Origin of the sequence: Nonomuraea sp. NPDC049646 (genome assembly GCF_044465525.1) — a bacterium.
Lineage (GTDB): Bacteria > Actinomycetota > Actinomycetes > Streptosporangiales > Streptosporangiaceae > Nonomuraea.
The window spans coordinates 264,370-287,799 of record NZ_JBITLU010000011.1; the positions used below are offsets into that span (position 1 = coordinate 264,370).

At 71.3% G+C, this 23,430-nt stretch carries 20 protein-coding genes; 14 read left to right on the forward strand and 6 right to left on the reverse strand.

The annotated features are described in order from the left end of the window. Positions 1 to 10 precede the first annotated feature (10 nt). From cobT to ACIBQ8_RS31715, 7 genes are all read left to right on the forward strand, one after another. A complete protein-coding gene (gene cobT / locus ACIBQ8_RS31685; RefSeq protein WP_397193698.1) occupies positions 11 to 1,078 on the forward strand; it encodes a nicotinate-nucleotide--dimethylbenzimidazole phosphoribosyltransferase in 1,068 nt (355 codons plus the stop codon). Positions 1,079 to 1,129: 51 nt separating this feature from the next. Further along, complete coding sequence (gene speB, locus ACIBQ8_RS31690; protein WP_397193699.1) at positions 1,130 to 2,143, forward strand: agmatinase; 1,014 nt, start codon at positions 1,130 to 1,132, stop codon at positions 2,141 to 2,143. Positions 2,144 to 2,222: 79 nt separating this feature from the next. Continuing rightward, positions 2,223 to 3,455: a uroporphyrinogen-III C-methyltransferase gene (cobA, locus tag ACIBQ8_RS31695; RefSeq protein WP_397179333.1), complete on the forward strand. Its 1,233-nt coding sequence runs from the start codon at positions 2,223 to 2,225 to the stop codon at positions 3,453 to 3,455. Beyond that, positions 3,452 to 6,613, forward strand: a complete 3,162-nt coding sequence (locus tag ACIBQ8_RS31700) for a dynamin family protein (protein WP_397193700.1) — start codon at positions 3,452 to 3,454, stop codon at positions 6,611 to 6,613. The genes cobA and ACIBQ8_RS31700 overlap by 4 nt, the downstream gene beginning before the upstream one ends. Further along, on the forward strand, positions 6,610 to 8,235 hold the full coding sequence (locus tag ACIBQ8_RS31705) for a YfjP family GTPase (RefSeq protein ID WP_397179335.1): 1,626 nt from the start codon (positions 6,610 to 6,612) through the stop codon (positions 8,233 to 8,235). Before ACIBQ8_RS31700 ends, ACIBQ8_RS31705 begins: the two co-directional genes overlap by 4 nt. 157 nt (positions 8,236 to 8,392) lie before the next feature. After that, on the forward strand, positions 8,393 to 9,181 hold the full coding sequence (locus ACIBQ8_RS31710; protein WP_397193701.1) for a single-stranded DNA-binding protein: 789 nt from the start codon (positions 8,393 to 8,395) through the stop codon (positions 9,179 to 9,181). Positions 9,182 to 10,203: 1,022 nt separating this feature from the next. Continuing rightward, positions 10,204 to 11,298, forward strand: a complete 1,095-nt coding sequence (locus ACIBQ8_RS31715) for a GGDEF domain-containing protein (RefSeq protein WP_397179337.1) — start codon at positions 10,204 to 10,206, stop codon at positions 11,296 to 11,298. 89 nt (positions 11,299 to 11,387) lie between these two features. Here ACIBQ8_RS31715 and ACIBQ8_RS31720 read toward each other — a convergent pair whose 3' ends face one another. Together ACIBQ8_RS31720 and ACIBQ8_RS31725 are read right to left on the reverse strand one after the other, a co-directional pair. After that, positions 11,388 to 11,600 carry a hypothetical protein gene (locus tag ACIBQ8_RS31720; RefSeq protein ID WP_397179338.1) on the reverse strand — a complete coding sequence of 71 codons (213 nt, stop codon included), beginning with the start codon at positions 11,598 to 11,600 and terminating at the stop codon, positions 11,388 to 11,390. Next, positions 11,597 to 12,115 carry a carboxymuconolactone decarboxylase family protein gene (locus tag ACIBQ8_RS31725; RefSeq protein WP_397193702.1) on the reverse strand — a complete coding sequence of 173 codons (519 nt, stop codon included), beginning with the start codon at positions 12,113 to 12,115 and terminating at the stop codon, positions 11,597 to 11,599. Before ACIBQ8_RS31725 ends, ACIBQ8_RS31720 begins: the two co-directional genes overlap by 4 nt. A 90-nt stretch (positions 12,116 to 12,205) precedes the next feature. On the opposite strand from ACIBQ8_RS31725, the gene ACIBQ8_RS31730 reads away from it, so the two are divergent. Next, a complete protein-coding gene (locus tag ACIBQ8_RS31730) occupies positions 12,206 to 12,787 on the forward strand; it encodes a TetR/AcrR family transcriptional regulator (protein WP_397193703.1) in 582 nt (193 codons plus the stop codon). Positions 12,788 to 13,092: 305 nt separating this feature from the next. Here the strand turns inward: ACIBQ8_RS31730 and ACIBQ8_RS31735 are convergent, their stop codons facing one another. Next, entirely contained in the window at positions 13,093 to 13,245 is a 153-nt protein-coding gene (locus tag ACIBQ8_RS31735) for a hypothetical protein (RefSeq protein ID WP_397193704.1), read from the reverse strand. Between the two features lie 346 nt (positions 13,246 to 13,591). Between ACIBQ8_RS31735 and ettA the strand changes: the two genes are divergently transcribed. Further along, on the forward strand, positions 13,592 to 15,256 hold the full coding sequence (gene ettA / locus ACIBQ8_RS31740; RefSeq protein ID WP_397179341.1) for an energy-dependent translational throttle protein EttA: 1,665 nt from the start codon (positions 13,592 to 13,594) through the stop codon (positions 15,254 to 15,256). Positions 15,257 to 15,732: 476 nt separating this feature from the next. Here the strand turns inward: ettA and ACIBQ8_RS31745 are convergent, their stop codons facing one another. Next, the gene (locus ACIBQ8_RS31745) at positions 15,733 to 17,049 is read right to left on the reverse strand and encodes an MFS transporter (RefSeq protein WP_397193705.1); all 1,317 of its coding nucleotides are present in this window, start codon (positions 17,047 to 17,049) and stop codon (positions 15,733 to 15,735) included. A 167-nt stretch (positions 17,050 to 17,216) separates the two neighbouring features. On the opposite strand from ACIBQ8_RS31745, the gene ACIBQ8_RS31750 reads away from it, so the two are divergent. The 5 genes from ACIBQ8_RS31750 to ACIBQ8_RS31770 all read left to right on the forward strand — a co-directional run bounded on the left by ACIBQ8_RS31750 (position 17,217) and on the right by ACIBQ8_RS31770 (position 20,152). Beyond that, positions 17,217 to 17,729, forward strand: a complete 513-nt coding sequence (locus ACIBQ8_RS31750) for a VOC family protein (RefSeq protein WP_397193706.1) — start codon at positions 17,217 to 17,219, stop codon at positions 17,727 to 17,729. A gap of 69 nt (positions 17,730 to 17,798) precedes the next feature. Next, complete coding sequence (locus tag ACIBQ8_RS31755) at positions 17,799 to 18,206, forward strand: Zn-ribbon domain-containing OB-fold protein (RefSeq protein ID WP_397179344.1); 408 nt, start codon at positions 17,799 to 17,801, stop codon at positions 18,204 to 18,206. Further along, positions 18,203 to 19,330 (forward strand): thiolase C-terminal domain-containing protein, encoded by a 1,128-nt coding sequence (locus tag ACIBQ8_RS31760; RefSeq protein WP_397193707.1) that lies wholly within the window; start codon positions 18,203 to 18,205, stop codon positions 19,328 to 19,330. The genes ACIBQ8_RS31755 and ACIBQ8_RS31760 overlap by 4 nt, the downstream gene beginning before the upstream one ends. Before the next feature lie 114 nt (positions 19,331 to 19,444). Further along, complete coding sequence (locus ACIBQ8_RS31765) at positions 19,445 to 19,696, forward strand: SCO4226 family nickel-binding protein (RefSeq protein WP_358294765.1); 252 nt, start codon at positions 19,445 to 19,447, stop codon at positions 19,694 to 19,696. Positions 19,697 to 19,894: 198 nt separating this feature from the next. After that, complete coding sequence (locus ACIBQ8_RS31770) at positions 19,895 to 20,152, forward strand: hypothetical protein (RefSeq protein WP_397193708.1); 258 nt, start codon at positions 19,895 to 19,897, stop codon at positions 20,150 to 20,152. Here ACIBQ8_RS31770 and ACIBQ8_RS31775 read toward each other — a convergent pair. Further along, positions 20,127 to 22,244 carry an acetate--CoA ligase family protein gene (locus tag ACIBQ8_RS31775; protein WP_397193709.1) on the reverse strand — a complete coding sequence of 706 codons (2,118 nt, stop codon included), beginning with the start codon at positions 22,242 to 22,244 and terminating at the stop codon, positions 20,127 to 20,129. The two genes, ACIBQ8_RS31770 and ACIBQ8_RS31775, sit on opposite strands and share 26 nt — an antisense overlap. Before the next feature lie 3 nt (positions 22,245 to 22,247). Continuing rightward, entirely contained in the window at positions 22,248 to 23,429 is a 1,182-nt protein-coding gene (locus tag ACIBQ8_RS31780) for an acyl-CoA dehydrogenase family protein (protein ID WP_358294759.1), read from the reverse strand. Position 23,430: the final 1 nt, after the last annotated feature.

Here is a 23,430-nt window from a genome sequence, read left to right on the forward strand (position 1 = left end):
GGAGGTGTCCGTGCTCGCCGAGACCCTGGCGGCCATCCGTCCCGCCGACCCCGAGGCGCTCGCCGAGGCCCGCGCCCACCAGGACCGGCTCACCAAGCCGCGCGGCGCGCTCGGGGCTCTGGAGGAGGTGGCCGTGCGCCTGGCGGGCGCTGCGGGCGTCTGCCCGCCGCCCATGCCCGAGCCCGCCGCCCTGGCCATCTTCGCGGCCGACCACGGCGTGCACGCGCAGGGCGTCAGCCCGTGGCCGCAGGAGGTCACGACCCAGATGGTCGCCAACTTCCTGGCCGGTGGCGCGGTCGCCAACGCCTTCGCCGCCCAGGTGGGCGCGTCCGTGACGGTGGTGGACGTCGGTGTCGCCACCGACCTGCCCGACGCCCCCGACCTGGTCAAGCGGAAGGTCGCGTACGGCACCGCCGACCTGTCGCGCGGCCCGGCCATGAGCGTCGACCAGGCCGTCAGGGCGCTGGAGGCGGGCATCGCCGTGGCGCAGGAGCTGATCGACAAGGGCGCCCGCTGCCTGATCACCGGCGACATGGGCATCGCCAACACCACCGCCTCGGCCGCGCTGATCTCCGTGTTCACCGGCAAGGACCCGGCCGAGGTGACCGGCAGGGGCACCGGGATCGACGACGCGACCTACGACCACAAGGTGGAGGTCGTCCGCGAGGCGCTGCGGGTGAACGGCCTGCCCGGCGGCGCCGGGCCGAGCGACGCCCTGCGCGCGCTGGCCGCCGTGGGCGGCTTCGAGCACGCGGCCATCGCGGGCTTCGTGCTGTGCGGCGCGGCGAACCGGGTGCCGGTGATCCTCGACGGTGTCATCGCCGGCTCGGCCGCCCTGGTCGCCGCCGCCCTCGACCCCCAGGTCAGCGGTCACTGCGTGGCCGGCCACCGCTCGGCCGAGCCCGGCCACGCCGCCGCGCTCGACCACCTCGGGCTGCGCCCGCTGGTGGACCTGGAGCTGCGGCTCGGCGAGGGCACCGGCGGCCTGCTCGCGCACCCGCTGGTGTGCGCGGCCGTACGGGTGATGCACGACGTGGCGACGTTCGACTCGGCGGGGGTCACGGAAAAGCCCGTGTGATGAGGCCCGTGTGATGATGGGGGACACTCGAAACAGCACGTGAGGTGAGCAGTGTCCCGGTACGGTCCCATGTTCGGCCCTGACATCACGTTCCTCGGCGTGGACCGCTGCGACGTCGCCGACCCGGCCAGCTACGCCGGCGCCGACGTGGTGATCATCGGTGCGCCCTTCGACGGGGGCACCTCCAACCGGCCGGGCGCCAGGTTCGGGCCGATGGCGCTGCGCCAGACCTGCTACCTGCCGCACAACGGGTCCCGTCCGAGCCTCGCCCTGCGCGTCGACGCCCTGCGCGACCTGCGGGTGCTCGACGCGGGCGACGTCGAGTGCTACTCCGGCGACGTCGAGGGCTCGCTGGCCGCCATCGAGGACGCGGTCCACCGGATCGCCTCCTCCGGGGCCGTGCCGGTGGTCCTTGGCGGCGACCACACCGTCGCGCTGCCGGACGCGCGGGGCACCGCCAGGGCGTACCGGCCGGGCCGCACCTCGATGATCCACTTTGATGCGCACGCCGACACCGGCGACATCGAGTTCGGCCACCTGCACGGGCACGGCCAGCCGATGCGGCGGCTCATCGAGTCCGGCGCCATCCGGGGCGACCGGTTCCTGCAGATCGGGCTGCGCGGCTACTGGCCCGAGCCCGAGACGCTCGACTGGATGGCGGCGCAGCGCATGCGCTCGTACGAGATGACCGAGATCGTGACGCGCGGGCTGGAGGAGTGCCTGACGGAGTCGTTCGGGATCGCGCTCGACGAGTGCGACCAGGTCTTCCTGTCGGTGGACATCGACGTCTGCGACCCCGGGCACGCCCCCGGCACGGGCACGCCCGAGCCCGGCGGCCTGTCGGCCAGGCAGCTCCTCGACGCCGTGCGCCGGATCTGCTACGAACTGCCCGTGGCCGGGATGGAGGTGGTCGAGGTCTCGCCGCCGTACGACCACGCCGACATCACCGCGTTCCTCGGGAACCGCGTTATTCTTGAGGCACTCTCGGCCATGGCCAGACGCCGCAAAGACGCTCAGGGCGGGCCACGCTGGGACCCGTCGCAGCCTCTTCTTGACGGCCGTTGAGCCATGCGCAGCGAACGACGCACGGTGAGCCGGTAGGTTTACCTCCGAACACAACCTTCGCGAACGGGAGATTCCCCCCATGGGTCCCTACCTCCTCGGCCTGCGGCTTTCCGGCCGCCGGGTGCTCGTCGTGGGTGGCGGCCGTGTCGCGCAGCGGCGTGTCCCCGCGCTGATCGAGGCCGGTGCGGAGGTCACCGTGGTGTCCCCGTCCGTCACCCCGGCCCTCGACGACCTGATCGCGACGGGCCGGGTCACCTGGCACGCGCGGCCGTACGAGGTGGGCGACTGCGACGGCGCCTGGCTCGTGCAGGCCTGCACCGACGTCAGGTCCGTCAACGCCGCCGTGGCCGCCGAGGCCGAGGCCAAGCGGGTGTGGTGCGTGCGCGCCGACGACCGCGACGCCTCCGCCGCCTGGACCCCGGCCTCCGGCCGGGTCGACGAGATCAGCGTGGCCGTCACCGCGGGCGGCGACCCGCGCCGGGCCGCGGGCATCCGCGACGCGGTCGTCGGCGCGCTGCGCGACGGCACGGTCGACGCCCGCCGCAACCGCACCAAGCCCGTCGGCGTGGCCCTGGTCGGCGGCGGCCCCGGCGACCCCGGCCTGATCACCGTGCGTGGGCGGCAGCTCCTCGCCCAGGCCGACGTCGTGGTCGCCGACCGGCTCGCGCCCCGGGCGCTGCTCGACGAGCTCGCCCCCGACGTCGAGCTCATCGACGCCGCCAAGGTGCCCTACGGCAGGTCGCTGTCCCAGGAGAAGATCAACGAGCTGCTGGTCGACCGGGCCAGGCAGGGCAAGTTCGTCGTCCGGCTCAAGGGCGGCGACCCGTTCGTGTTCGGGCGCGGCGGCGAGGAGATGATCGCCTGCGCCCAGGCCGGCATCCCCGTGCTCGTCGTCCCCGGCATCACCAGCGCCGTCGCCGTCCCGGCCGCGGCCGGGGTGCCGGTGACGCATCGGGGCGTGAGCCAGGAGTTCCACGTCGTCTCCGTGCACGTCGCGCCCGACCACCCGGCCTCCACCGTCGACTGGCCCGCCCTGGCCCGGTCCCAGGGCACGCTGGTGCTCATGATGGCCGTCGAACGGCTGCCGAAGGTGGCCGAGGCGCTGCTTCGAGACGGACGTGCGCCGGAGACTCCCGTAATGGTGGTACAGGACGGTACCCTTCCGACCCAGCGGGCGGTAATCGCACCGCTTTCCACCGTGGCCGACCGCGTGTCCGCGGCTGGGATACGGCCTCCGGCGATCGTCATCGTCGGCGACGTCGTGCGGGTCGGCCAGGAGGTCGAGATGGTTCGAGCGGAGCGCTTGCCGTGAACACCGCCATGGATGACGGGCGGCACGAGTCGCTGGGGGAGCAGACGTTGAGCTTCCGCCCGGTGACGGACGACGACCTGCCCGACTCCCGAACCACCCCGCCCCCGCCGTCCGCCGCCCCCTCCGGCCCGCCATCTGCCGCGCCCTCCGGCCCGCCGTCCGCGGCTTCCGCGGGCTCGTCGTCTGGGGCGTCCTCGGGCCCGCCGCCTGCGGCTTCTTCGGGCTCGTCGCCTGAGGCTCCCGGTGGTCCGTCGTCCTCGGGGGAGGCGTCGGCCTCCGCTGCCCGGCCATCGCTCTTCGAGCCGTCGGCGCGTGCCGACAAGCCCGTCCTCCCTCGGCGGCCCGCCGCTCAACGGCTCCCGGCCGCTTCGCAGGAGCCCTCCGCCGGTACGGACGAGCCCGGCCCGTCCACGGGGCCCAGCCTGTTCACGCCGTCCCGTCCGGCCGACCGTCCGAGCCTCTTCACCCCGGCCCGCGCCGCCGAGCCGCGTGAGGGGAACGAGACGCGTCCGAGGCCCGCTGCCTTCTGGGAACGAGCCCCCCAGGATCCGGACACCGCCCCGTCCTCGGAGACCGAGCCGACGTCCGCGACCCCGGACGCCATCGCCGCCGACAGCGAAGAGACGCCTTCGGGCGTCGAGCACGCGCCACCCCCGGCGGACGCCGCCCCTGACGACGACGCGACCGCTCCCTCCGCTGACGAGAACGCCGACGCCGAGAACCGTGCGCAAGCCGACTCCGACTCGCAGAGCGACGACACTCCCCGGCCCGATGACGTCCCCGCTGCCGAAGCCGAAGCGGCGCCCCTCGCGGAAGGCGACACCGCCCCCAGCGAGGCGACGAACGCCGAAGACACCACCGGCTTCGACGCCTTCTCTCCGGCCTCCCACGTCCCCAGCGACGCCGACTACCCCACCGACCCAGGAGACCTGGCGGAGGAGGACTTCGACTCCGAGGCCGAGGCCGACGATGTCGCATCCACCGTAGAGACCGACGACACCGAAGCGGACTCCGCCCCTGTAGACGACAGCGGCGAGACCGTCCCGACCACCGAAGCAGACGCCGACACGGGCGCCACCACCCAGACCGACGCCGACCCCGACGACCCGACCGACGCCGAATCCGACGACCACTCCGATGCGGAAACCGACGCCGAGGTGGACGCCGACGCGGACATCCACCCCGACGCGGATGCCGTCGTCCTAGCGAACTCCGACGCTGACGCCGACACCGACGACCCCGCTGACACCGACGACCCCGCCGGCCCCGCTCAGGACGCCGACGCCGGGGATGCCGTCGTCCAGGCGAACGCTGACGTCGACGTTCAAATCGACGACCGCTCCGACGCGGAAACCAACGCCGAGGGGGACACCGGCGCCGACGCGGACAGCGACAGCGACACGGACAGCGGCGTTGAGGACGGCGTGGAGACCAGCGTCGTGCCGGAGTCGGAAGGCGCGCCGGAGGAAGGCAGGCCGGAGGAAGGCGCGCCGGAGGAAGGGCCGCGGGTCGAGGAGTTGCCGGCCGAGGTCGTCGAGGTGATGACGTCGGCGCTGAGCGCGTTGCGCGAGAGCGTGTCCGACCTGCGCTTCAGCCTCGACCTGCCCGGAGCCGAGGAGGCCAGGCAGGCGCGGGCCGACCTGCTGGCCCAGCTGGAGAACTACGTCCTGCCCAGGGTGCGCACCAACACGGCCCCCGCGCTGATCGTGATCGCCGGCTCCACCGGCGCGGGCAAGTCCACCCTGGTCAACTCCCTGGCCGAGCGGAACATCTCGCGCACCGGAGTGCGCCGCCCGACCACCGGCACGCCCATCCTGGCCTGCCACCCCGACGACAGGAAGTGGTTCGCGGAGGGCGAGCTGCTCAGCGGCCTCGAACGGCTGGACCGGCCCTCGCCCGACAGCGAGACGAGCGGCCTGGTCGTCGTGACGACCGAGAAGCTTCCGCAGGGCGTCGCGCTGCTGGACACCCCCGACATCGACTCGGTCGTCGAGGAGCACCACGAGATCGCCCACCGCATGCTCGACGCCGCCGACCTGTGGATCTTCGTCACCACCGCCGCCCGCTACGCCGACGCGCCCGCCTGGAGCCTCCTGCGCCTGGCCAAGGAGCGCGGCGCCCGCCTGGCCATCGTGTTGTCGCGGGTGCAACCCCGGTCGGCCGACGTCGTGCTCAAGCATTTCGTCCGCATGCTGACCGAATACGGCCTGGGCGACATCGACCGGTTCGTGATCCACGAGGCGGCGGTGACCGACGGCAGGCTGCCCGACAGCGAGGTCACCGACCTGCGCATGTGGCTGGCCGAGCTCTCGGTCGACGAGGCGCGCCGGGCGCAGGCCGTCCAGGAGACCCTGAACGGGGTGCTCAACAGCTTCCGCACCCGCGTGCCCGCGCTGGCCAGGCACCTGGAGGGTCAGGCGGCGTTCCGCGCCGAGCTGCGCGGCGACGTCGAGGCCGCCTACCTGGGCGCGCTGGCCGAGATCGACAAGGCGTCCAAGAACGGCTCGCTGCTGCACGGCGAGGTGCTGGCCCGCTGGCAGGACTTCGCGGGCTCCGGCGATCTCATGCGCTCGCTGCAGTTCGGCAAGAGCGGCAAGGCGGGCAGGCAGACGCCCGAGCGGGTGACGGCGTTCAAGGCGGCGATCCGGGCCGGGCTGGAGTCGGTGATCGTCGCCGCGGCCAACCGCGCCGCCGAGGAGGTGGTCGCGCGCTGGCGGCACCGTTCGGAGCTGGGGGTCAAGCTCGCCGAGGGGCTCGACCGTCCGTCGGACAACCTGCTGCGGCACGCCGGGCGCGCCATCGCGTCCTGGCAGGACCACCTGAACGAGCTCGTACGCACCGAGGGCGTGACCAAGCGCTCGGTGTCCAAGCTCGTCTCGTTCGATCCCGACGCGCTCTCCCTGATCTTCACGGTCGCCATGTTCAGCGGCGGCGACGGGTCGGGCGTGCCGCACCGGCTCGTCAACGCGCTGCTCGGCGCGGAGTCGCTGCGCGGCATCGGCGCCAAGGCGCTCAGTGACCTGCGAGCCAGGATCGGCATGCTGTTCGACGAGGAATCCATGCGTTACGTACACGCTCTCGACTCGGCGGGCATCCCGGACGAGTCCGTCGCGACCCGCCTCTACCAGGCGACCTACAACCTTGAGGTCGCCCGATGACGACGACCACGCCCCCGAGGGCGGGCCTCGCGCCGAGGTTGTCCGCGCTCAACAAGGTGGTGGAGCTGGGTCCTGGACGGCTCGACCAGAAGCTGCTCACTGAGGCCGGCGCGCTGCTGACGCGGGCCGGCGACCGGCTCAAGCTGTCGTCCGAGCACACCGTGGTCGCCCTCGCGGGCGGCACCGGCAGCGGCAAGTCGTCCCTGTTCAACGCCATTTCGGGGCTTGAGCTGTCGCCCACGGGCGTACGCCGTCCGACGACGGCCCGTACCCACGCCTGCGTGTGGGGGCTGGAGGGCTCGGCGCCGCTGCTCGACTGGCTGCAGATCCAGCCGCGCCACCGTTTCTCCCGTACCAGCGCGCTCGACAAGGGCGACAGCCAGCTCCACGGGCTGATCCTGCTCGACCTGCCCGACCACGACTCGATCCGGGCGCTCACCGACAACGAGGCCGACCGGCTCATCGGGCTGGCCGACCTGGTGGTGTGGGTGCTCGACCCGCAGAAGTACGCCGACGCCTCCACCCACCGGCGCTACGTGACCGAGCTGGCCGGGCACGACGCGGTCACCGTGTTCGCGCTCAACCAGGCCGACAAGCTGTCCGCGGCGGAGCTGGCCGAGCTGGTCATCGACCTCAACGACCTGCTGCGCCGGGAGGGCGTCGAGCATCCCAGCGTCGTACCCACCTCGGCCGTCACCGGGCGCGGCGTCGAGAGCCTCAAGAGCGTGATCGCGACCGCCGTCGGCCGCCGCCGCGCCGCCATCCAGAAGCTGGAGGCCGACCTCCAGCGGATGGAGCAGCGGCTCGGCGAGGCCATGCCGCTCGGCGACGCGCTGCTCGTGCCGTCGTCGGTCGACGAGGCGCGCAGGATGGGGCTCACCGATGCGCTCTGCGACGCGATCGGCGTCCCCGCCGTCGGCGAGGCGATGGAGAACGTCTACGCTGAGCGTTCCAGCCAGTGGGTCGGCTGGCCGTATCCGCGGTGGTTCGCCAAGTTCCGTCCCGATCCGTTGAAGAGCCTGCGTCTCGAAGACGTCGGCGACGAGATCCGCGGCATCACGACCGGCTCGGTGAGCGCCCATTCCGCCGAGGTGGCCAACGCCGTGCAGGCGCTCACCGACGGGCTGTCGTCCGGTATGGACCCGGTGTGGCGGACCGCGGTGCAACAGGCCGCGCGCTCGCACGCGTCCCGGCTGCCGAAGGCGCTGACCGAGGAGCTCACGGAGGTGGCGCCGCGCCTCGACCGGGTGCCCGGCTGGTGGCGGCTGCTCAAGGTCTGGCAGTACCTGCTGGTGGTGGCGTTCGTGGCCGGGGTGGTGTGGCTGGTGGCCGGGCTGACCGTGCCCGCGCAACTGCCCGCGACCCTGCAACTGGTCGGCGACGGCGCGGCGCTGCCGTGGGTGGCGCTCATGATGGCCTCCGTCCTGGGGCTGGGCGCGTTGTCGGGCATCGCCTCGCGCAACTTCGTGGAGCTGGGGGCCTCGCGGGAGCGGGAACGTCTGGAGCGGGAGATGCGCCGCAGGGTCTCGACGGTGTCGGCGAAGATGGTGGTGGAGCCGGTCGAACGCGAGCTCGGCCGCCACCACGCCTTCTACACGGCCCTGCGCGACCTCTCGGGCTGACCCCTCTCTTCTCGTACGCGTCCTGTGTTCATCCACAGCCGTCCTTCCTCTCCGTCCCCTCATCCACAGAACGGCGTTCGCCCCCACCCCACCCGACCCTCTTCAGGCACCGTGTTCCCAGGTCGCGGGCAGTCCGCCCGCCGCATGGGAGGCACGGATGAACGACATCTACATCACGCTCACCGGAAACGTCGCAGCAGAGCCACGGCAGTACAGCTTCGACGACGGCACGAGGGTCACGTCGCTGAAGGTGTTCACCTCGCACCGCTACTTCGACAGGAAGACAGGGCAATGGACCGACGGTGAGCGCGTCTGCTTCACGGTCCGGTGCTGGCGTGCGCTGGGCGACAACGTCGCCGACTGCGTACGGGCGGGGCAGCCCGTCGTCGTGTCCGGCAAGCTCCGCATCCGCGAGTTCGGCGCGGAAGGCGACCGCCGGTTCATGCCGGAGATCGAGGCCAGCGCGGTGGGGCACGACCTGCGCTGGGGCACCGGCGTCTTCACCAAGCCGGAGCGCGGGGGCGGCCTGGGCTCGATGACCAAGGAGATGCGCGAACGCCTCGACGAGGAGACCCAGGACTGGGCGATGGGCACCAAGCCCGTCCGCCCGTCTTCCCTCCACCCGGCCGCCGACGCGTCGGTCCCCGCGACCGCCGACGCCCCCCGAAGCGCATTCGCGCAGCCTCACGACGACGACGCCAGGCCGGACGCCGACAACACGGCGCTGGCCATCGCGGCCACCGACCCCGACGCCGGCACCCCGCACCCGAGCGCACGTCCCGAGGCCCAGCCCGACCCCGCCGTGGAGGACGACACCACTCCCGGCGCGGCCACGCGAGAGCATGCGGGCCGCGGTTCGTCGGCCAAGGCCGCCACGGTCCGCGTCCTGGGTGCGTCCGGCAAGCCCCGGACGAAGACCCAGACCCCGGAGAAGGCCGCCGCCTGACCCCATCGTCACCTGACGGCTGAGCACCTACACCGGTGGATGCTCCCGTCGTGACGGAGAGGTGGCCGCTCCCCACGAAGGCGGGTGTCTTCATGCCCCCCACACAACCCGCCATGAAGACACCCGCTTGCCTCGACGCCCTCGACCAGCCCCAGCGAGGGCGTCCACATCGTGGAGGCAGAATGCGCGCTGTACGGGTTGCACGCGGAGGCGCAGTGGCCCCGGTTCGCCTCACGGTGGTTCTTTGCAGGGGTGACTGCACCCGGAGGCCGTGCTGCGCGGTCGAGAGCCGGGCGGGTGCCCAAGCGCCTGCTGAGCCGCCTGTTGGCAGACGTCAGACAGAGACGTGACGCGCACGCGGGCAAGCGCCGACGTGACGGCAGTCATATGTGGGATGCACTCCTTGATCGGCGTAGGCCCGGACGCGCTGGTCATCGAGTTTCTCGACGGACCTGATGAAGGAGTGGCACGACCGATGGTTCGTCGGCCATCGGTCCGGGGGAAAGCGATCGGGGCGGAGGGCAGCAGCCGATGGGTCGGCGCCCCGCGCAGGGGACGGCCAAGAGGAGGGGGAGGGGAGGGGCAGGGGCATCGGCTGATGGCCCCGATGTCACCCCGAAGGGGGGCCGATGGGGTGTTTGTCCGCGTCAGATACCTAGAGCATGGGTCATGTCCATGTCACGCCCCGCACCATGGTTGCTCCTTTCCGGCACTGCCCGCTCGCGGAGTGAGCGGGCGTGGTCGTTTCAACGTAGCGGTTCCCATCGCATAACGCACACTCCGCAATTATTGTGTTACACATCGTTAGTCAGGGAGGAGACGAGATGGCGGCGACCAGTCACGCCACGATCAAGTCTCGCGACGGTGTGTCAAGACTGGCCGGTCGTTGGCCATTGCTCGGGCAACGGCGCCCGCTTGTGGCGTATCTGTGCGCCATTGTCGCCCTCGATGCCGTCGCGATTACCTTGTTCACGAGATCTACCGAGTTCCACTGGCCGGATTTTCTGACCTTTGCCGCTCTCATGGCGTGCGGCGCGGTCTGCATCGAGGCCAGCAGGCGTCTGGGCATGCCCGCCGGAGTCTCGCGTGACCTGTTGTCGGCCTGGTGGCTGCCGGTCGCCCTGCTCCTGCCGCCGGTCTACGCCCTCTTTGCGCCGATCGTGCTGCAGATCCTTCTCCAGGTGCGCGTGCGCGCCACAGTTCTCTACCGTCGGGTGTTCAGCTCGGCGGCCATCGGCCTGGCCGGCTGCACGGCGTCGGTCGCCTTCCACTGGGTCGTCCCTGATCCCTGGGTGCTGACGCGGGGGAGTGGGCCGCCGATCGCCTACGCGGTCGCGGCCGCCGTCCTGTTCTCGCTGCTCAACATCGGTCTCATCGCGGTCGCGGCGCACACGTCCGATCCTGAGGGGTCGTGGCAGGAGGTGTTGTGGAACCGGGAGAGCGTCCTGCTGGACGTCGTCGAGCTGTGCCTCGGCGTCACGGTCTCGATCGGGTGCGGGCTCAACCTGGCTCTGCTGGTGCTCGCGTTGCCGCCGGTCGTCCTGCTGCAACGAAGCCTGTTGCATGCGCAGTTGCAGGCCGCCGCCCGTACCGACTCGAAGACCGGGCTGCTCAACGCGGCCGCCTGGCAGCGGGAGGCCGACACCGAGATCCTGCGGGCGCGTCGCAGCGGTGACACGCTGGCGCTGCTGATCATCGACATCGACCACTTCAAGCGGGTGAACGACGCCCACGGACATCTGGTCGGCGACGAGGTGCTGGCCGGGGTGGCGGCCATGTTGCGCAGGGAGCTGCGGGAGTCCGACGTGGTGGGGCGGTTCGGGGGCGAGGAGTTCGTCGTCCTGCTGCCCGGGGCGGACGTCGACGAGGCGCGTCAGGTCGCCGAGCGACTTCGTACGCACATCGGGCACATGGCCATCCCGGTGGACGACACTCTGATCCGGATCACGATCTCGGTCGGGGTCGCGTTGATGTGCGTGCACGGCGACGATCTGATCGACTTGCTGGCCGCCGCCGACCTGGCTCTCTACCGGGCCAAGGAGCTGGGCCGGGACCGCGTCTGCATCCCCGTTGTCCAGCCGCCACAACCGCCGTCCCCCGAAGAGCAAGCCGTGTGACATCGATGTGTGCAGGGGATGCGGGCAGGCGCCTGAGGGGGGATGCGTCAGGGGCCTGCCCTCGGGTTGTGGCCGGTGCGCCTTCGGCGTCAGGACGTGGAGACGCTGTCGCAGGTGACGAGGCGGACGGCGGGAGCCGAGACGATCTGGATATGGGGCACCCCGGGGACCTCGACGTTGAGATACCCGCCCTCGATGGCGAACCGCACTCCTGCCACGGTCGGCACCCGGCGGCCCTCGGAGTTCGTCAGCGTGTAGCCGTCGAGGAGTTCGACGGTGCCGTTTCTCCAGGTGGGGTTCATGCCTGCACCTCCGGGAAGTCCAGCTCGGGCTGGGCGAGGTGGTTGAAGTAGTTGGACAAGGTGTTCAGGGCGATGTGGCCCACGATCTCGGCGAGCTCCGCGTCCGAGACGCCGGCGGCCCGTGCGGCGTCGAGGTCCGCGTCGCTCACCGCGCCGCCCGTGTGCATGATCGCCTGAGTGATCGCCAGGGCGGCGGCCGCGTGCGGCTCGTCATCCGCGCCCTGGCGGGTCTTGAGAAGCTCCTCGTCGGACATGCCCATACGGCGTCCGCGCATGGTGTGGGCGCTCACGCAGTACGTGCAGTGGTTCTCCTGGGCGACCAGCAGGGCGATCTGCTCCCTCAGTCTCGGGGTGAGGACGCCCGCGCTGAGGTGTTCGCGCATCGCGAGGTAGCTGGCCAGGGCGGCTGGGCCGTTGGCGAGGGCGGCGTACAGGTTGGGGACCTTGCCGAGCTGGCGGCGGGTCTGGTCGAGCAAACCGTCGTTGTCTTCTGTCAGTTGTGGAAGGCGGGGCATGAGGTCTCCAAAACGGTACTGATCGGTTCCATCTGGGCAAGACGATACCGAACGGTTCCGTTTTAGGGAAGTTCGGGATAGCTTGGCGATATGCCCACACGTGCACGTGAACGACTGCTCGACGCCGCCGAGGACCTCTTCTACGCGGAGGGGATCAGGGCGGTGGGGGTCGAGCGGATCCTGAGCGTCTCGGGGGTGGGCCGCGCCTCCTTCTACCGGCATTTCCCGAGCAAGGACGACCTGGTCGTGGCCGTACTGCGGCGGCGGGACGAGCGGTGGCGGGCCTGGCTGGCCGAACGCGTGGAGGCTCTGGGCGGCCATCCGCTGGACGTCTTCGACGCCCTGGCCGAACGGTTCGCGCGGGCCGATTTCCGTGGGTGCGCCTTCATCAACACCATGATCGAGACGGCGGATCCGGACAGTGCGGCACACCGGGTGGCGGCCGAGCACAAGGAGCGGGTGCGGGCGTACGTCTCGGGGTTGATCGAGCGGGACGGCCGGGCCGATGCCGCCGAACTGGCGCACCTGTTCGTCCTGCTGGTGGACGGGGCCATCGTCACGGCAGTACGTGAACGCTCGACCCACCCGGCACTACGAGCACGAGCCGCAGCCACCGCCCTCCTCGCAACGACAGGCACCACCACGGAGACCACCGCAGGTGCCGCGACGTAGGGGGCCGCGACCTGGGAGGCCGTGGTGAAGGTGAACGTGCTGAAGGAGCCGTGGCGAAGGGGAACCGTGGCATGGAGGCCGCGACCAAGGGGTCAAAGTCCAGAGGCCGAGGGGGGCAATGGGTCAAGGAGGCCCTGACCAGTGGGCCAATGAGACAAGGAGACCGTGACCAAGGAGCCAATGGGCCAAGAGGGCTGACGGAGGTCGTAGTCGGCTGAGAGCGGTGATGCGAGCCCCGCCCATCACGGCCCTGTGGCGGGCACAGGGCATGGGCCGTCATGGGAACTCTTCGTCGCGGGTGGGCGTCAAGGGGTGCGGCGCGCGGCCATCGCCCTGCTCGCCACCACGGGGACCGCCACCACGGGGACCGCCACCACGGGGACCGCCACCACGGGGACCGCCACCACGGGGACCGCCACCACGGGGACCGCCACCACGGGGACCGCCGTGGGGACCATCGCAGAGACCGCCGCAGAGGCCGCCGCGACGAAGGCGATTGCGACGAAGGAGGCCGTGGCGACGAGGGGTGGTGGCGTTCAGGGAGGTCCTGAGTAAGGGGCCGAGGGCGTGACGGGGATTTCCTCGGCTGAGGTCGGGGGTGGGGACAGCGTCCGGACCCAAGGCGGGGCGGGGGCGTGAGCTGTCAGGGGCGGTTCAGGGGGCGAGGGGGCGGTTTCCGGGGCGGCAGGGTGTTCGGGGGAGGTGGGGGTGGAGGGGTGGGGGTGCGGGGGAGAGGGGGGAAGGGCGGAGGTGAAAGGGGCTGGGCGGCGGAAGCCTGCGTGTGCAGCCTCTAAGCTAGGGAGCATGCCGGAGTACATCTACACGCTGCAGCGCGTGCGCAAGGCGCACGGCGACAAGGTTGTCCTTGACGACGTCACGCTGTCGTTCCTGCCCGGAGCCAAGATCGGTGTCCTGGGGCCGAACGGCACCGGGAAGTCGACGCTGCTCCGGATGATGGCCGGCCTGGAGCAGCCGTCCAATGGCGACGCCAAGCTCATGCCGGGCTTCACGGTCGGCATGCTCCAGCAGGAGCCGCCGCTCAACGAGGAAAAGACCGTTCTGGGCAACGTGCAGGAGGGTGTCGCCGAGACGATGGCGATGCTCGAGCGCTACAACCAGATCGCCGAGCAGATGGCCACCGACTACAGCGACGAGCTGCTGGAGGAGATGGGCAAGCTCCAGGACCAGCTCGAGCACCGCAACGCGTGGGACCTCGACAGCCAGCTGGAGCAGGCGATGGACGCCCTGCGCTGCCCGCCGCCCGACGCCGAGGTGAGCAAGCTGTCCGGTGGTGAGCGCCGCCGCGTGGCGCTGTGCAAGCTGCTGCTTGAGGCCCCCGACCTGCTGCTGCTCGACGAGCCCACCAACCACCTCGACGCCGAGAGCGTGCAGTGGCTGGAGTCGCACCTGGAGAAGTACGCCGGCACGGTGCTGGCCGTCACCCACGACCGGTACTTCCTGGACAACGTGGCCAACTGGATCCTGGAGCTCGACCGCGGTCGTTGCTACCCGTACGAGGGCAACTACTCCACCTACCTCGACATGAAGGCCCAGCGTCTCAAGGTCGAGGGCCAGAAGGACGCCAAGCGCAAGAAGCGCCTGGAGGACGAGCTGGAGTGGGTGCGCTCCAACCCCAAGGCCCGCCAGACCAAGAGCAAGGCCCGTCTCCAGCGGTACGAGGAGATGGCCGCCGAGGCCGACAAGTTCCGGAAGCTGGACTTCGAGGAGATCCAGATCCCGCCGGGCCCGCGTCTGGGCACCACGGTGATCAGGGCGGACCAGCTCACCAAGGGCTTCGGCGACCGGCTGCTGATGGAGAGCCTGTCGTTCGACCTGCCGCGTAACGGCATCGTCGGCGTCATCGGCCCCAACGGCGTCGGCAAGACCACGCTGTTCCGCATGATCACGGGTGGGGAGACGCCGGACACGGGGTCGATCACGGTCGGCGACACCGTGAAGATCTCTTACGCCGACCAGAGCCGGGGCGGCATCGACCCGAACAAGAACGTCTGGGAGGTCGTCTCCGACGGGCTCGACCACATCAAGGTCGGCAACGTCGAGATGCCGTCGCGGGCCTACATCGCGGCGTTCGGCTTCAAGGGGCCCGACCAGCAGAAGAAGGCGGGGGTGCTGTCGGGCGGCGAGCGTAACCGGCTCAACCTGGCGCTCACCCTCAAGCAGGGCGGCAACGTGCTGCTGCTCGACGAGCCGACCAACGACCTCGACACCGAGACGCTGTCGTCGCTGGAGAACGCGCTGCTCGACTTCCCGGGCTGCGCCGTGATCACCTCGCACGACCGGTGGTTCCTCGACCGCATCGCCACCCACATCCTTGCGTGGGAGGAAGGGTCGAACTGGTTCTGGTTCGAGGGCAACTTCGCCGACTACGAGAAGAACAAGATCGAGCGTCTGGGCGCCGACGCGGCCCGTCCCCACCGGGTGACGTACCGCAAGCTGCACCGGGACTGACGGACACGTCTCGACCTGGCACCGGGTTTGAGGGGTACGCCTCGTCCCGGTACCGCGGCTGACGGGTACGTCTCATGCCTGCGACGAGCGGCGGGCCCCTTCGGGGGCGCGCCGCTTTTCGCGTGTTCCGGCAGGGCCGATGGGCGTGCGGCCTCGGTCAGACGGATCGACGTGCGGCCTGGTCAGGGACGTGCGGCCTCGGTAGGGACGGTTCACCGTGTGGCCTCGGTGAGGACGGATCGGTGTGCGGCCTCGATGAGGCGGTTCGATGTGCGGTCTCGGTCAGGGCCGATCGGTGGGCGGCCTCGATAAGACGGTTCGGTGTGCGGCCTCCGTGAGGACGGTTTGGCGTGCGCCCTCGGTGAGGACGGTTCGGTGCGGCCTCGGTCGGGATCGTTCGGCGTATGGGCTGGTCAGGGACGTTCGGTGGGTGGCCTCGGTAAGACGGTTCGGTGGGTGGCCCTGGTGAGGGTGGGTCAGCCTTCGGCTTCCGTTAGGGCTATCTGTACGGGGGTGGGGGTGGTGCGGCGCCATGGTCCGTTGAAGAGCAGGATCGCGGGGATGAACAGCACGAGGCAGCCCAGCGCCACGAACAGCCAGGTCTGCCAGCTCGTCGCCGCCACCACATGCGGGATCACCAGCAGCCCGATCACCGCGATCGCCTTGCTCAGGAAGCCGAACAGCCCCCAGGCGGTGCCCTGCAGGCGCGGGTCGGCGTCCTCGGCGTCCTCGGAGTAGTTGGCCATCCAGGGGGCGTACGCGACGCCGAGTGAGCCGCCGAGCAGGGCGCCGACCACCATGAGCGTGCCGGTGGAGACGCCTTCCTGGCCGAGCGCGACGGCGAGGTAGGCGGTGACCAGCACCGCGGCGATCGTCCCGGCGAGCGAGAACGGCTTGCGCAGTTGCAGGCGGTCCGACAGGCGGCCGGTGACGATCAGCGTGACGAGGTTGAGGCTCCAGAACGCGGCCATGATCGTGGACGCCTGCGCGCTGCTGATGCCGAGCGCGCCCACCAGCATCGTCTGGCCGAACAGCGACAGCGTGATGTAGAGGACCAGCCAGAGCGAGATGCCGACGACGTGGGCCCAGATGTTGCGCCGGGCGAACAACGACCGGACGGTGGGCGGGCGCTCCAGGTCGACGACCTCCTCGGCGGCCCGTTCGGTGTGCTGGATCCTGGCCCGCAGCTCGGGGGACAGGTCGGCGATGTTGAACGCGATCACCGCGGAGATCACCAGCGAGAAGCAGCCCATGATGACGAACTGCGACCGCCACGACTCGTCGAAGATCGGCAGCGTCCAGCCGGCGACGGCGGCGGCCAGGAAGTTCGCGCCCACCGGGCCCCACGTCCAGAACCCGAAGGCCTGCGCCCGGCCGAGCCGCGGGGAGAAGTCGCGGATCAGCGGCGCGGTGGAGGCCATGGCGACGCCGTCCACGAAGGCCAGCAGGATGCGGGCGATCAGCAGGTCGCGTGGGCTGTGCACGAGCGTCATGGCGAAGCAGCAGACGGCGGTGAGGGCCATGAGCGGGATGAGCAGGCGGACCCGGCCGACCCGGTCGGTGAGCCGGCCGCCCAGGATGGAGGCCACGGCCCCGGCCACCGCCGCCGCCCCCGACACCGCCCCGTACGTGGCCAGGGACATGTTCAGGTCTTTGAGCAGCAGGGGTACGACGGGCGCGATCTGCCCTTCGTAGGAGCCGATGAGGATGGCCAGGACGGCCATGGTGAGGATCTTCATCCGGCGGGCGCCGGTCGGGTACTCGTCGAGCTCGCGGACGTAGGACAGCCTCATGACACGCCTTTCTGTCGAGCCTAGGCCCCCGTCATGAGTTCTAGAAGCTAGCTCTAGAATCCATTTCTGAGATGTTGCTCCTCGCGTCGGCCGGCGTCAAGAGTGCGTACCCGGGATCAGATGATTAGAATCAAATTCTAGGATTCGTACGTAGTGAGGAGCCGGGCGTGGACCTGGAACTTGACGGCCTCGACGTGACCTTCGACCACACGGCCGTGGCCGCTCCCCGGATCAGGGACCTGCTGCCGATCTACCGCGACCTGCTCGGAGGCCGCCACCTGGGAGGCGGCGGGGACAACCGGGTCAGCGGGTACCGCACGCTGCAGCTCACGTACTCCAACGGGAGCAAGGTCGAGCTGATGGAACCGCTGACCGGGTCCACGTTCTTCGACAGCTTCTTCGAGCTGACGCGGGGGCGGGGCGGCGTCCATCATCTGAACTTCCACGTCGCGGACATGGACGCGGCCGTTGCCCGGCTCACCGGGCGCGGCTACCGGCTGCACGGGCTCAACCGGGCCGACGCGCGCTGGCAGGAGGTGTTCCTGCACCCCAAGGAGGCGCACGGCGTGCTGATCCAGCTCGCCTGCCCGGGGTTCCGCGACCCGGACGAGGCCCGCCCGACGCTGGAGGAGGTGCTGGCTGGACGCGGCCGCAACGGCGACGGCATCCCGAGCCCCTGAGCCGCGGAGGCTTCCCCGCAACCGAACCTGGCTCTAGAGTGCGATTCTAGAACTAGAGTGGGGAGGCCCATGAAACCGGCACCGAAGCCAACGCCCGAGACCCAGCCGTTCTGGGACGGCACGGCCGCGGGAGAGCTCAGGATCCAGCGCTGCCAGACGTGCGCGCGGCACTACTTCTACCCCCGGCCGAGCTGCCCCCACTGCGGCGGCGGCGACGTGGAGTGGGTGCGCGCGACGGGCCGCGCGACCCTGTACTCGTACGTGATCAACCATCGCCCCGCGCCCGGCTTCGAGGCCGGCGGGCCCTACGCCATCGCCGTCGTGGAGCTGGAGGAGGGCGTGCGGATGATGACCAACATCGTCGGCGTGCCCAACACCCCCGAGGACCTGCCGCTGGACATGGAGCTGCGGGTGGTGTTCGAGCGGCGCGGCGACGTGCACGTGCCGCTCTTCGAGCCCGCGGAGGGCGGCCGATGAACATCGTGATCGCCGGGGCGGCCGAGACCGACGAGATCGGCCGCCTGCCGGACCGCTCCACCTTCCAGCTCCACCTGGAGGCCGCGCGCAACGCCCTCGCCGACGCGGGCATGACGAAACACGACATCGACGGCATCGCCACGGTCGGCACGCCCGGCCCGATCCAGGTCGCGCACGCCCTCGGCATCACGCCCTCCTGGCTCGACGGCACGGGCGTGGGCGGGTCGTCGTTTTTGTTCCACGTGCGCCACGCCGCCGCCGCCATCAGGGCCGGGCTGTGCCGTACCGTGCTGATCACGCACGGCGAGTCGGGACGGTCGCGGGTCGGCGCCGGCCGGTGGGGGCTGGGCGCGGACTCGCTGCTCGGGCAGTTCGAGCTGCCGTACGGGGTGGTCGGGCCGCCGACGTCGTTCACCGTCACGGCGCTGCGCTACATGAAGGAGACCGGCCTCACCCACGAGCAACTGGCCGAGGTGGCGGTCGCGCAGCGCCGCTGGGCGGCCCGGAACCCGAGGGCCATGTACCGCGAGCTCGTCACGGTCGCGGACGTGCTCGCGTCGAAGCTCGTTGCCTACCCCTTCCACCTGCTGGAATGCTGCCTGGTGACGGACGGCGGCGGCGCGCTGGTGGTCACCTCCGAGGAGCTGTCGCGCCGCTCGCCGGTGTACCTGCTCGGCTCCGGCGAGGCCATGGACGCGCCGATGGTCTCGCAGATGGAGGACTTCACCACCTCCAAGGGCTTCCGCCTGTCCGGCCGGGCCGCCTTCGCCGAGGCCGGGATCGCCCACGACGACGTCGACCACCTGATGGTGTACGACGCCTTCGCCCACGTGCCCCTCTACGGCCTGGAGGACCTGGGCTTCGTCGGCCGGGGCGAGGCCGGGGCGTTCGTCGCCGAGGGGCACACCTCGCCCGGCGGCCGGCTGCCGATGAACACCAACGGCGGCGGCCTGTCCTACACGCACACCGGCATGTACGGCATGTTCGCCATCCAGGAGTCGGTGCGGCAGCTCAGGGGCGAGGCCGCGGCCCAGGTGCCGGACGCGGAGGTGAGCGTGGTGCTGGGCAACGGCGGCATGTTCGCCTCCGCCGCGACCCTCGTCCTGGCCTCCCGGTTGCCCTAGGTTCCGCGCACGGCCCTCCGGGCAGGCGAGCCCGGACGGGCCGATGGAACGGGATGGAACGGAATGGAACGCCTCTCCATCGGAAGCGGAAGATCCTGAGAAGAGGAGACGGCGATGCCGAAGTTCATGGACGTGCACAGTGGTTTCGTCGGCGTCACCGAGGAGCAGTTGCGCGAGGCCCACGAGCGGGACCTGGCGGTCGAGGGGGCCGAGGGCGTGCACTTCGAGCGGGCCTGGCTCGACCCGGACTCGGGCAAGGTGTTCTGCCTGTCGTCGGGGCCGTCGAAGGAGGCGGTGATGCGGGTGCACGAGAAGGCCGGCCACCCCACGACGGAGATCTACGAGCTGCCCATCGAGGTCGAGTAGCGACGACTCGGCCACCGGACCGGTGACGGCCGCCCGCGCTGCTGCGGACGCGGGCGGCCGCCACCGAGACGCCCCGAGCCACGAGGTCCAGGCGGGCGGGGGCGCGCGAAGCCGTACGGGCGGGCGGGGGCGTCAAGGGTTGCCAGGCGGGCGCGTCGGGCGCCCGGCCGCGCGTGCGGGCCGTACTAGATTCGTCGGGTGAGCACGGGGGCCGCGCGCGGGGTGGGGCGGTTCGTCAACGGCGAGTCGGTCTACGGGACCATCCTGACGGCCGGCGTCGTCTCCGGGCTCTCGCACTGGATCGCCGACCCGGCCGAGCTGCTGGCCACCGCGATCGGCACGGTCATCCGGCTCGGGCGCCCTGGGGGCCGTGATGATCCTGCTGAAGAGCCTTGGGCCTTGAGCGCGGCGCCCGAGCCGCCGGGGCAGGTCAGGAGGGCGGCGGGCGCCAGGTGATGAGGGCGTCCAGGGCCTCGACGCGGGAGCCGGTGACCAGGAGCGGGTTGATCTCCAGGGACTCCAGGTCGTCGCCCAGGCTCTCGGCGAACGCGGCGATCCCGGCCACCACGTCGGCCACCGCTTCCAGGTCGGCGGGCTCGGTGCCTCTGGCGCCGTCCAGCAGGGCCGCGCCGCGCAGCTCGGACAGGGCCCGGCGTACCTCGGCGGCGTCCACCGGCAGCACGCGCAGGGCCGCGTCCCGCAGCACCTCCACCCAGACGCCGCCGAGCCCGACCGCCAGGGTGAGCCCCCAGGCCGGGTCGCGCACCACGCCCGCCAGCAGCTCGATCCCGCCGCCGCGCTGCGGCTGGACCAGGACGCCCGCGTCGGGGGCGTGCGCCCGCGCCGCGGCCACCACCTCCCGGTACGCCTGCCGCACCTCCTCAGGTCCGGACAGCCCGAGCCGCACCCCGCCGATGTCGCTCTTGTGCCCGAGCCCTTCGGCGGCGGCCTTGAGCACCACCGGGTAGCCGAACCGCTCGGCCGCGGCCACCGCCGCCGCCTCGTCCGCCGCGGTCTCCGACGGCACGACGGGCAGCCCCGCGGCGGCCAGCAGGGCGGCGGCCCGGTGCTCGGCCCACACGCCGTGCGCGCCCTCCGGCGCGCCCCTGGATGCGCCGGCGACCGTCCGCCCGGCCGGGCCGCCGCCGGTCAGGGCCCTGCGGTGGGCCTCCGACCAGCGCACCGCCGCGCCGAGCGCGGTCAGGCCGTGCTCGATCCCGCCCATGACGTACGGGAACCCGGTCTCCCGCTGCACCCGCCGGCCGAACTCCGTGACGTCGGTCAGCACGTTGCTCACCACCACGACCGGAACCGGCGACTCGGCGATGCGCCGCGCGCTGGCCTCGTACATGGCCAGGACGGGCGCGGGGTCCGCGGGCGCGATCCTGGGCGGTTCGGACAGCAGCATGACCAGGTCGATGCCGGGGTCGGCGGTCACCGTCTCCAGGGCCCGGCCGAGCAGGGTGCGGTCGACGAGGACGTAGCCGGTGACGTCGAGCGGGTTCTGCACCGTGCCGAACGACGGCACGATCCCGGCCAGGCGCTCGACCGTCGCCGCGGAGAAGGGCGGCAGCTCCAGCCCCTCGTCCTCGGCCCGGTCCGCGATGATCTCCGACGCGCCGCCGGACGGGGTGACCACGCCCACCCGGCGGCCGGGCAGCGGGCCGGTGGCGGCCAGCAGCCCTGAGGTGATGATGAGGTCCTCCAGCGAGCGCACCCTGATCACGCCGAGCTGGCGCATCGCGGCGTCGATGACGTCGTCGTCGCCCACGAGCGCGCCCGTGTGGGCCTGCGCGGTGTGCGAGGCGAGGCGGCTGCGGCCGATCTTCAGCGCCACGATCGGCTTGCCCGCCGCCAGGGCCCGGCGGGCGACCCGGGAGAACTCGGCCGGGTTCCTGATCGTCTCCAGGAACAGGGCGATGACCCGGGTCGCCGGGTCGTCCACCAGGTAGTCGACGACGTCGGTGACCGTGACGACCGACTCGTTGCCCATCGAGGTCAGCAGGCTGATGCCGACGTTGCGGGCCTGGGCGAAGCCGAGCACCGAGCTGGCCAGCGCGCCGCTCTGCAGCACCACGCCGACCGACCCGCGCAGCAGCGGCTCGGGGATGGGCAGCCCGTACGGGGTCACGTCGGCGGCGGCGTTGATGTAGCCGTTGCCGTTCGGCCCGAGGATCGTCAGGCCGTTCTCGCGGGCGAACCCGGCGATCTCCGCCTCCATCCGCGCGCCCTCCGCGCCGGCCTCCCCGAACCCCGCCGTGAGGACGACGTAACAGCCGATGCCCAGCTTGGCGCCCTCCTTGAGCACGCCGAGCACGGCGGCCGTCGGCACCATGACGTAGGCCAGGTCGACGGGGGAGGGGATCTCGGTCAGGCTGCGGAAGGCCGGCGACCCGTGCACCACCCCGCCCCTGGGATTGACCAGGTGGACGGGCCCGGAGAAGCCGTGGGTGCGCAGGTTCAGCAGCGTGCTGACCGACCAGCCCGACTTGTCCGTGGCCCCCACCAGGGCGATCGAGCGCGGGTTGAACAGTGCCTCGACCGACATGGGCTACTCTCCGATCAGGCCGAGCCTGGCGTGGCCCTTGATGAGGTTGCGGGCGATCGTGCGGCGCTGGATCTCGTCGGTGCCCTCGAAGATGCGCAGCAGGCGCAGCTCCCGGTACCACCGCTCGACCGGCAGCTCCTTGGTGTATCCCATGCCGCCGTGGATCTGCAGCACCCGGTCCACGACCTGGTTGGCCATCACGGCGCCGTTGAGCTTGGCGATGGAGGAGGCGTGCCGGGCGTCCATGCCCTGCTGCACCTGCCAGGCGGCATGGAGGGTGAGCCACTTGGCCGCCTCGATCTCCACCTGGGAGTCGGCGATCATCCACTGGATGGCCTGGTACTCCGAGATGGTCTGTCCCATCGACTTGCGGATCTTGGCGTAGTCGATGGCCATCTGGAGCATGCGCTCGGCGGAGCCGATGGCACGGGCCGGGATCATGTACCGTCCTTGCCCGATCCACTGCATGGCAAGCTCGAAGCCCTTGCCGAGCTCGCCCAGGATGTTCTCCTCGGGCACCCGCACGTCCTGGAACACCAGCGCCGCCGGCCCCCACTCGCCCATGGTCGGGATGGGCTCGGACGTCCAGCCCATGTCCCGGTCGACCAGGAAGCACGTCACGCCGTGGCCCTCGGCCACCGCGAACACCATGACGAAGTCGGCCTCGCTGCCGCCGGTGATGAACGTCTTCTCGCCGTTGATCACCCACTCGGCGCCGTCGCGGGTGGCGCGGGTGCGGATGTTGCGGGCGTCGGAGCCGGCGCCCGGCTCGGTGATCGCGAAGCAGGACCGCCGCTCGCCCTCGATGGTGGGGACGAGGTAGCGCTGCTTCTGCTCGTCGGTGCCGGCGTAGAGGATGTTGTCGGCGCTGCCGCCGAAGGAGAAGGGCACGAACGTGCGGCCCATCTCCATGGCGATGATCGCGGACATGATCGGGCCGAGCGCCGCGCCGCCGTACTCCTCGGGGGTGTTGATGCCCCAGAAGCCCGACTTCCTGGCCTTGGCGCGCAGGTCGCGCACGACCTCGGGGTCGAGCCCCGGCCGCCCTTCGCGCTCGTTGCGCAGGACCTCCGGCTCCAGCGGCATGATCTCTTTCTCGATGAAGGCACGCACGGTGTCGCGGATCTGCCGTTCCTCCGGGCTGAGCGAGAAGTCCACGGCCGCCTCCTGAATTTCTAGAATCATT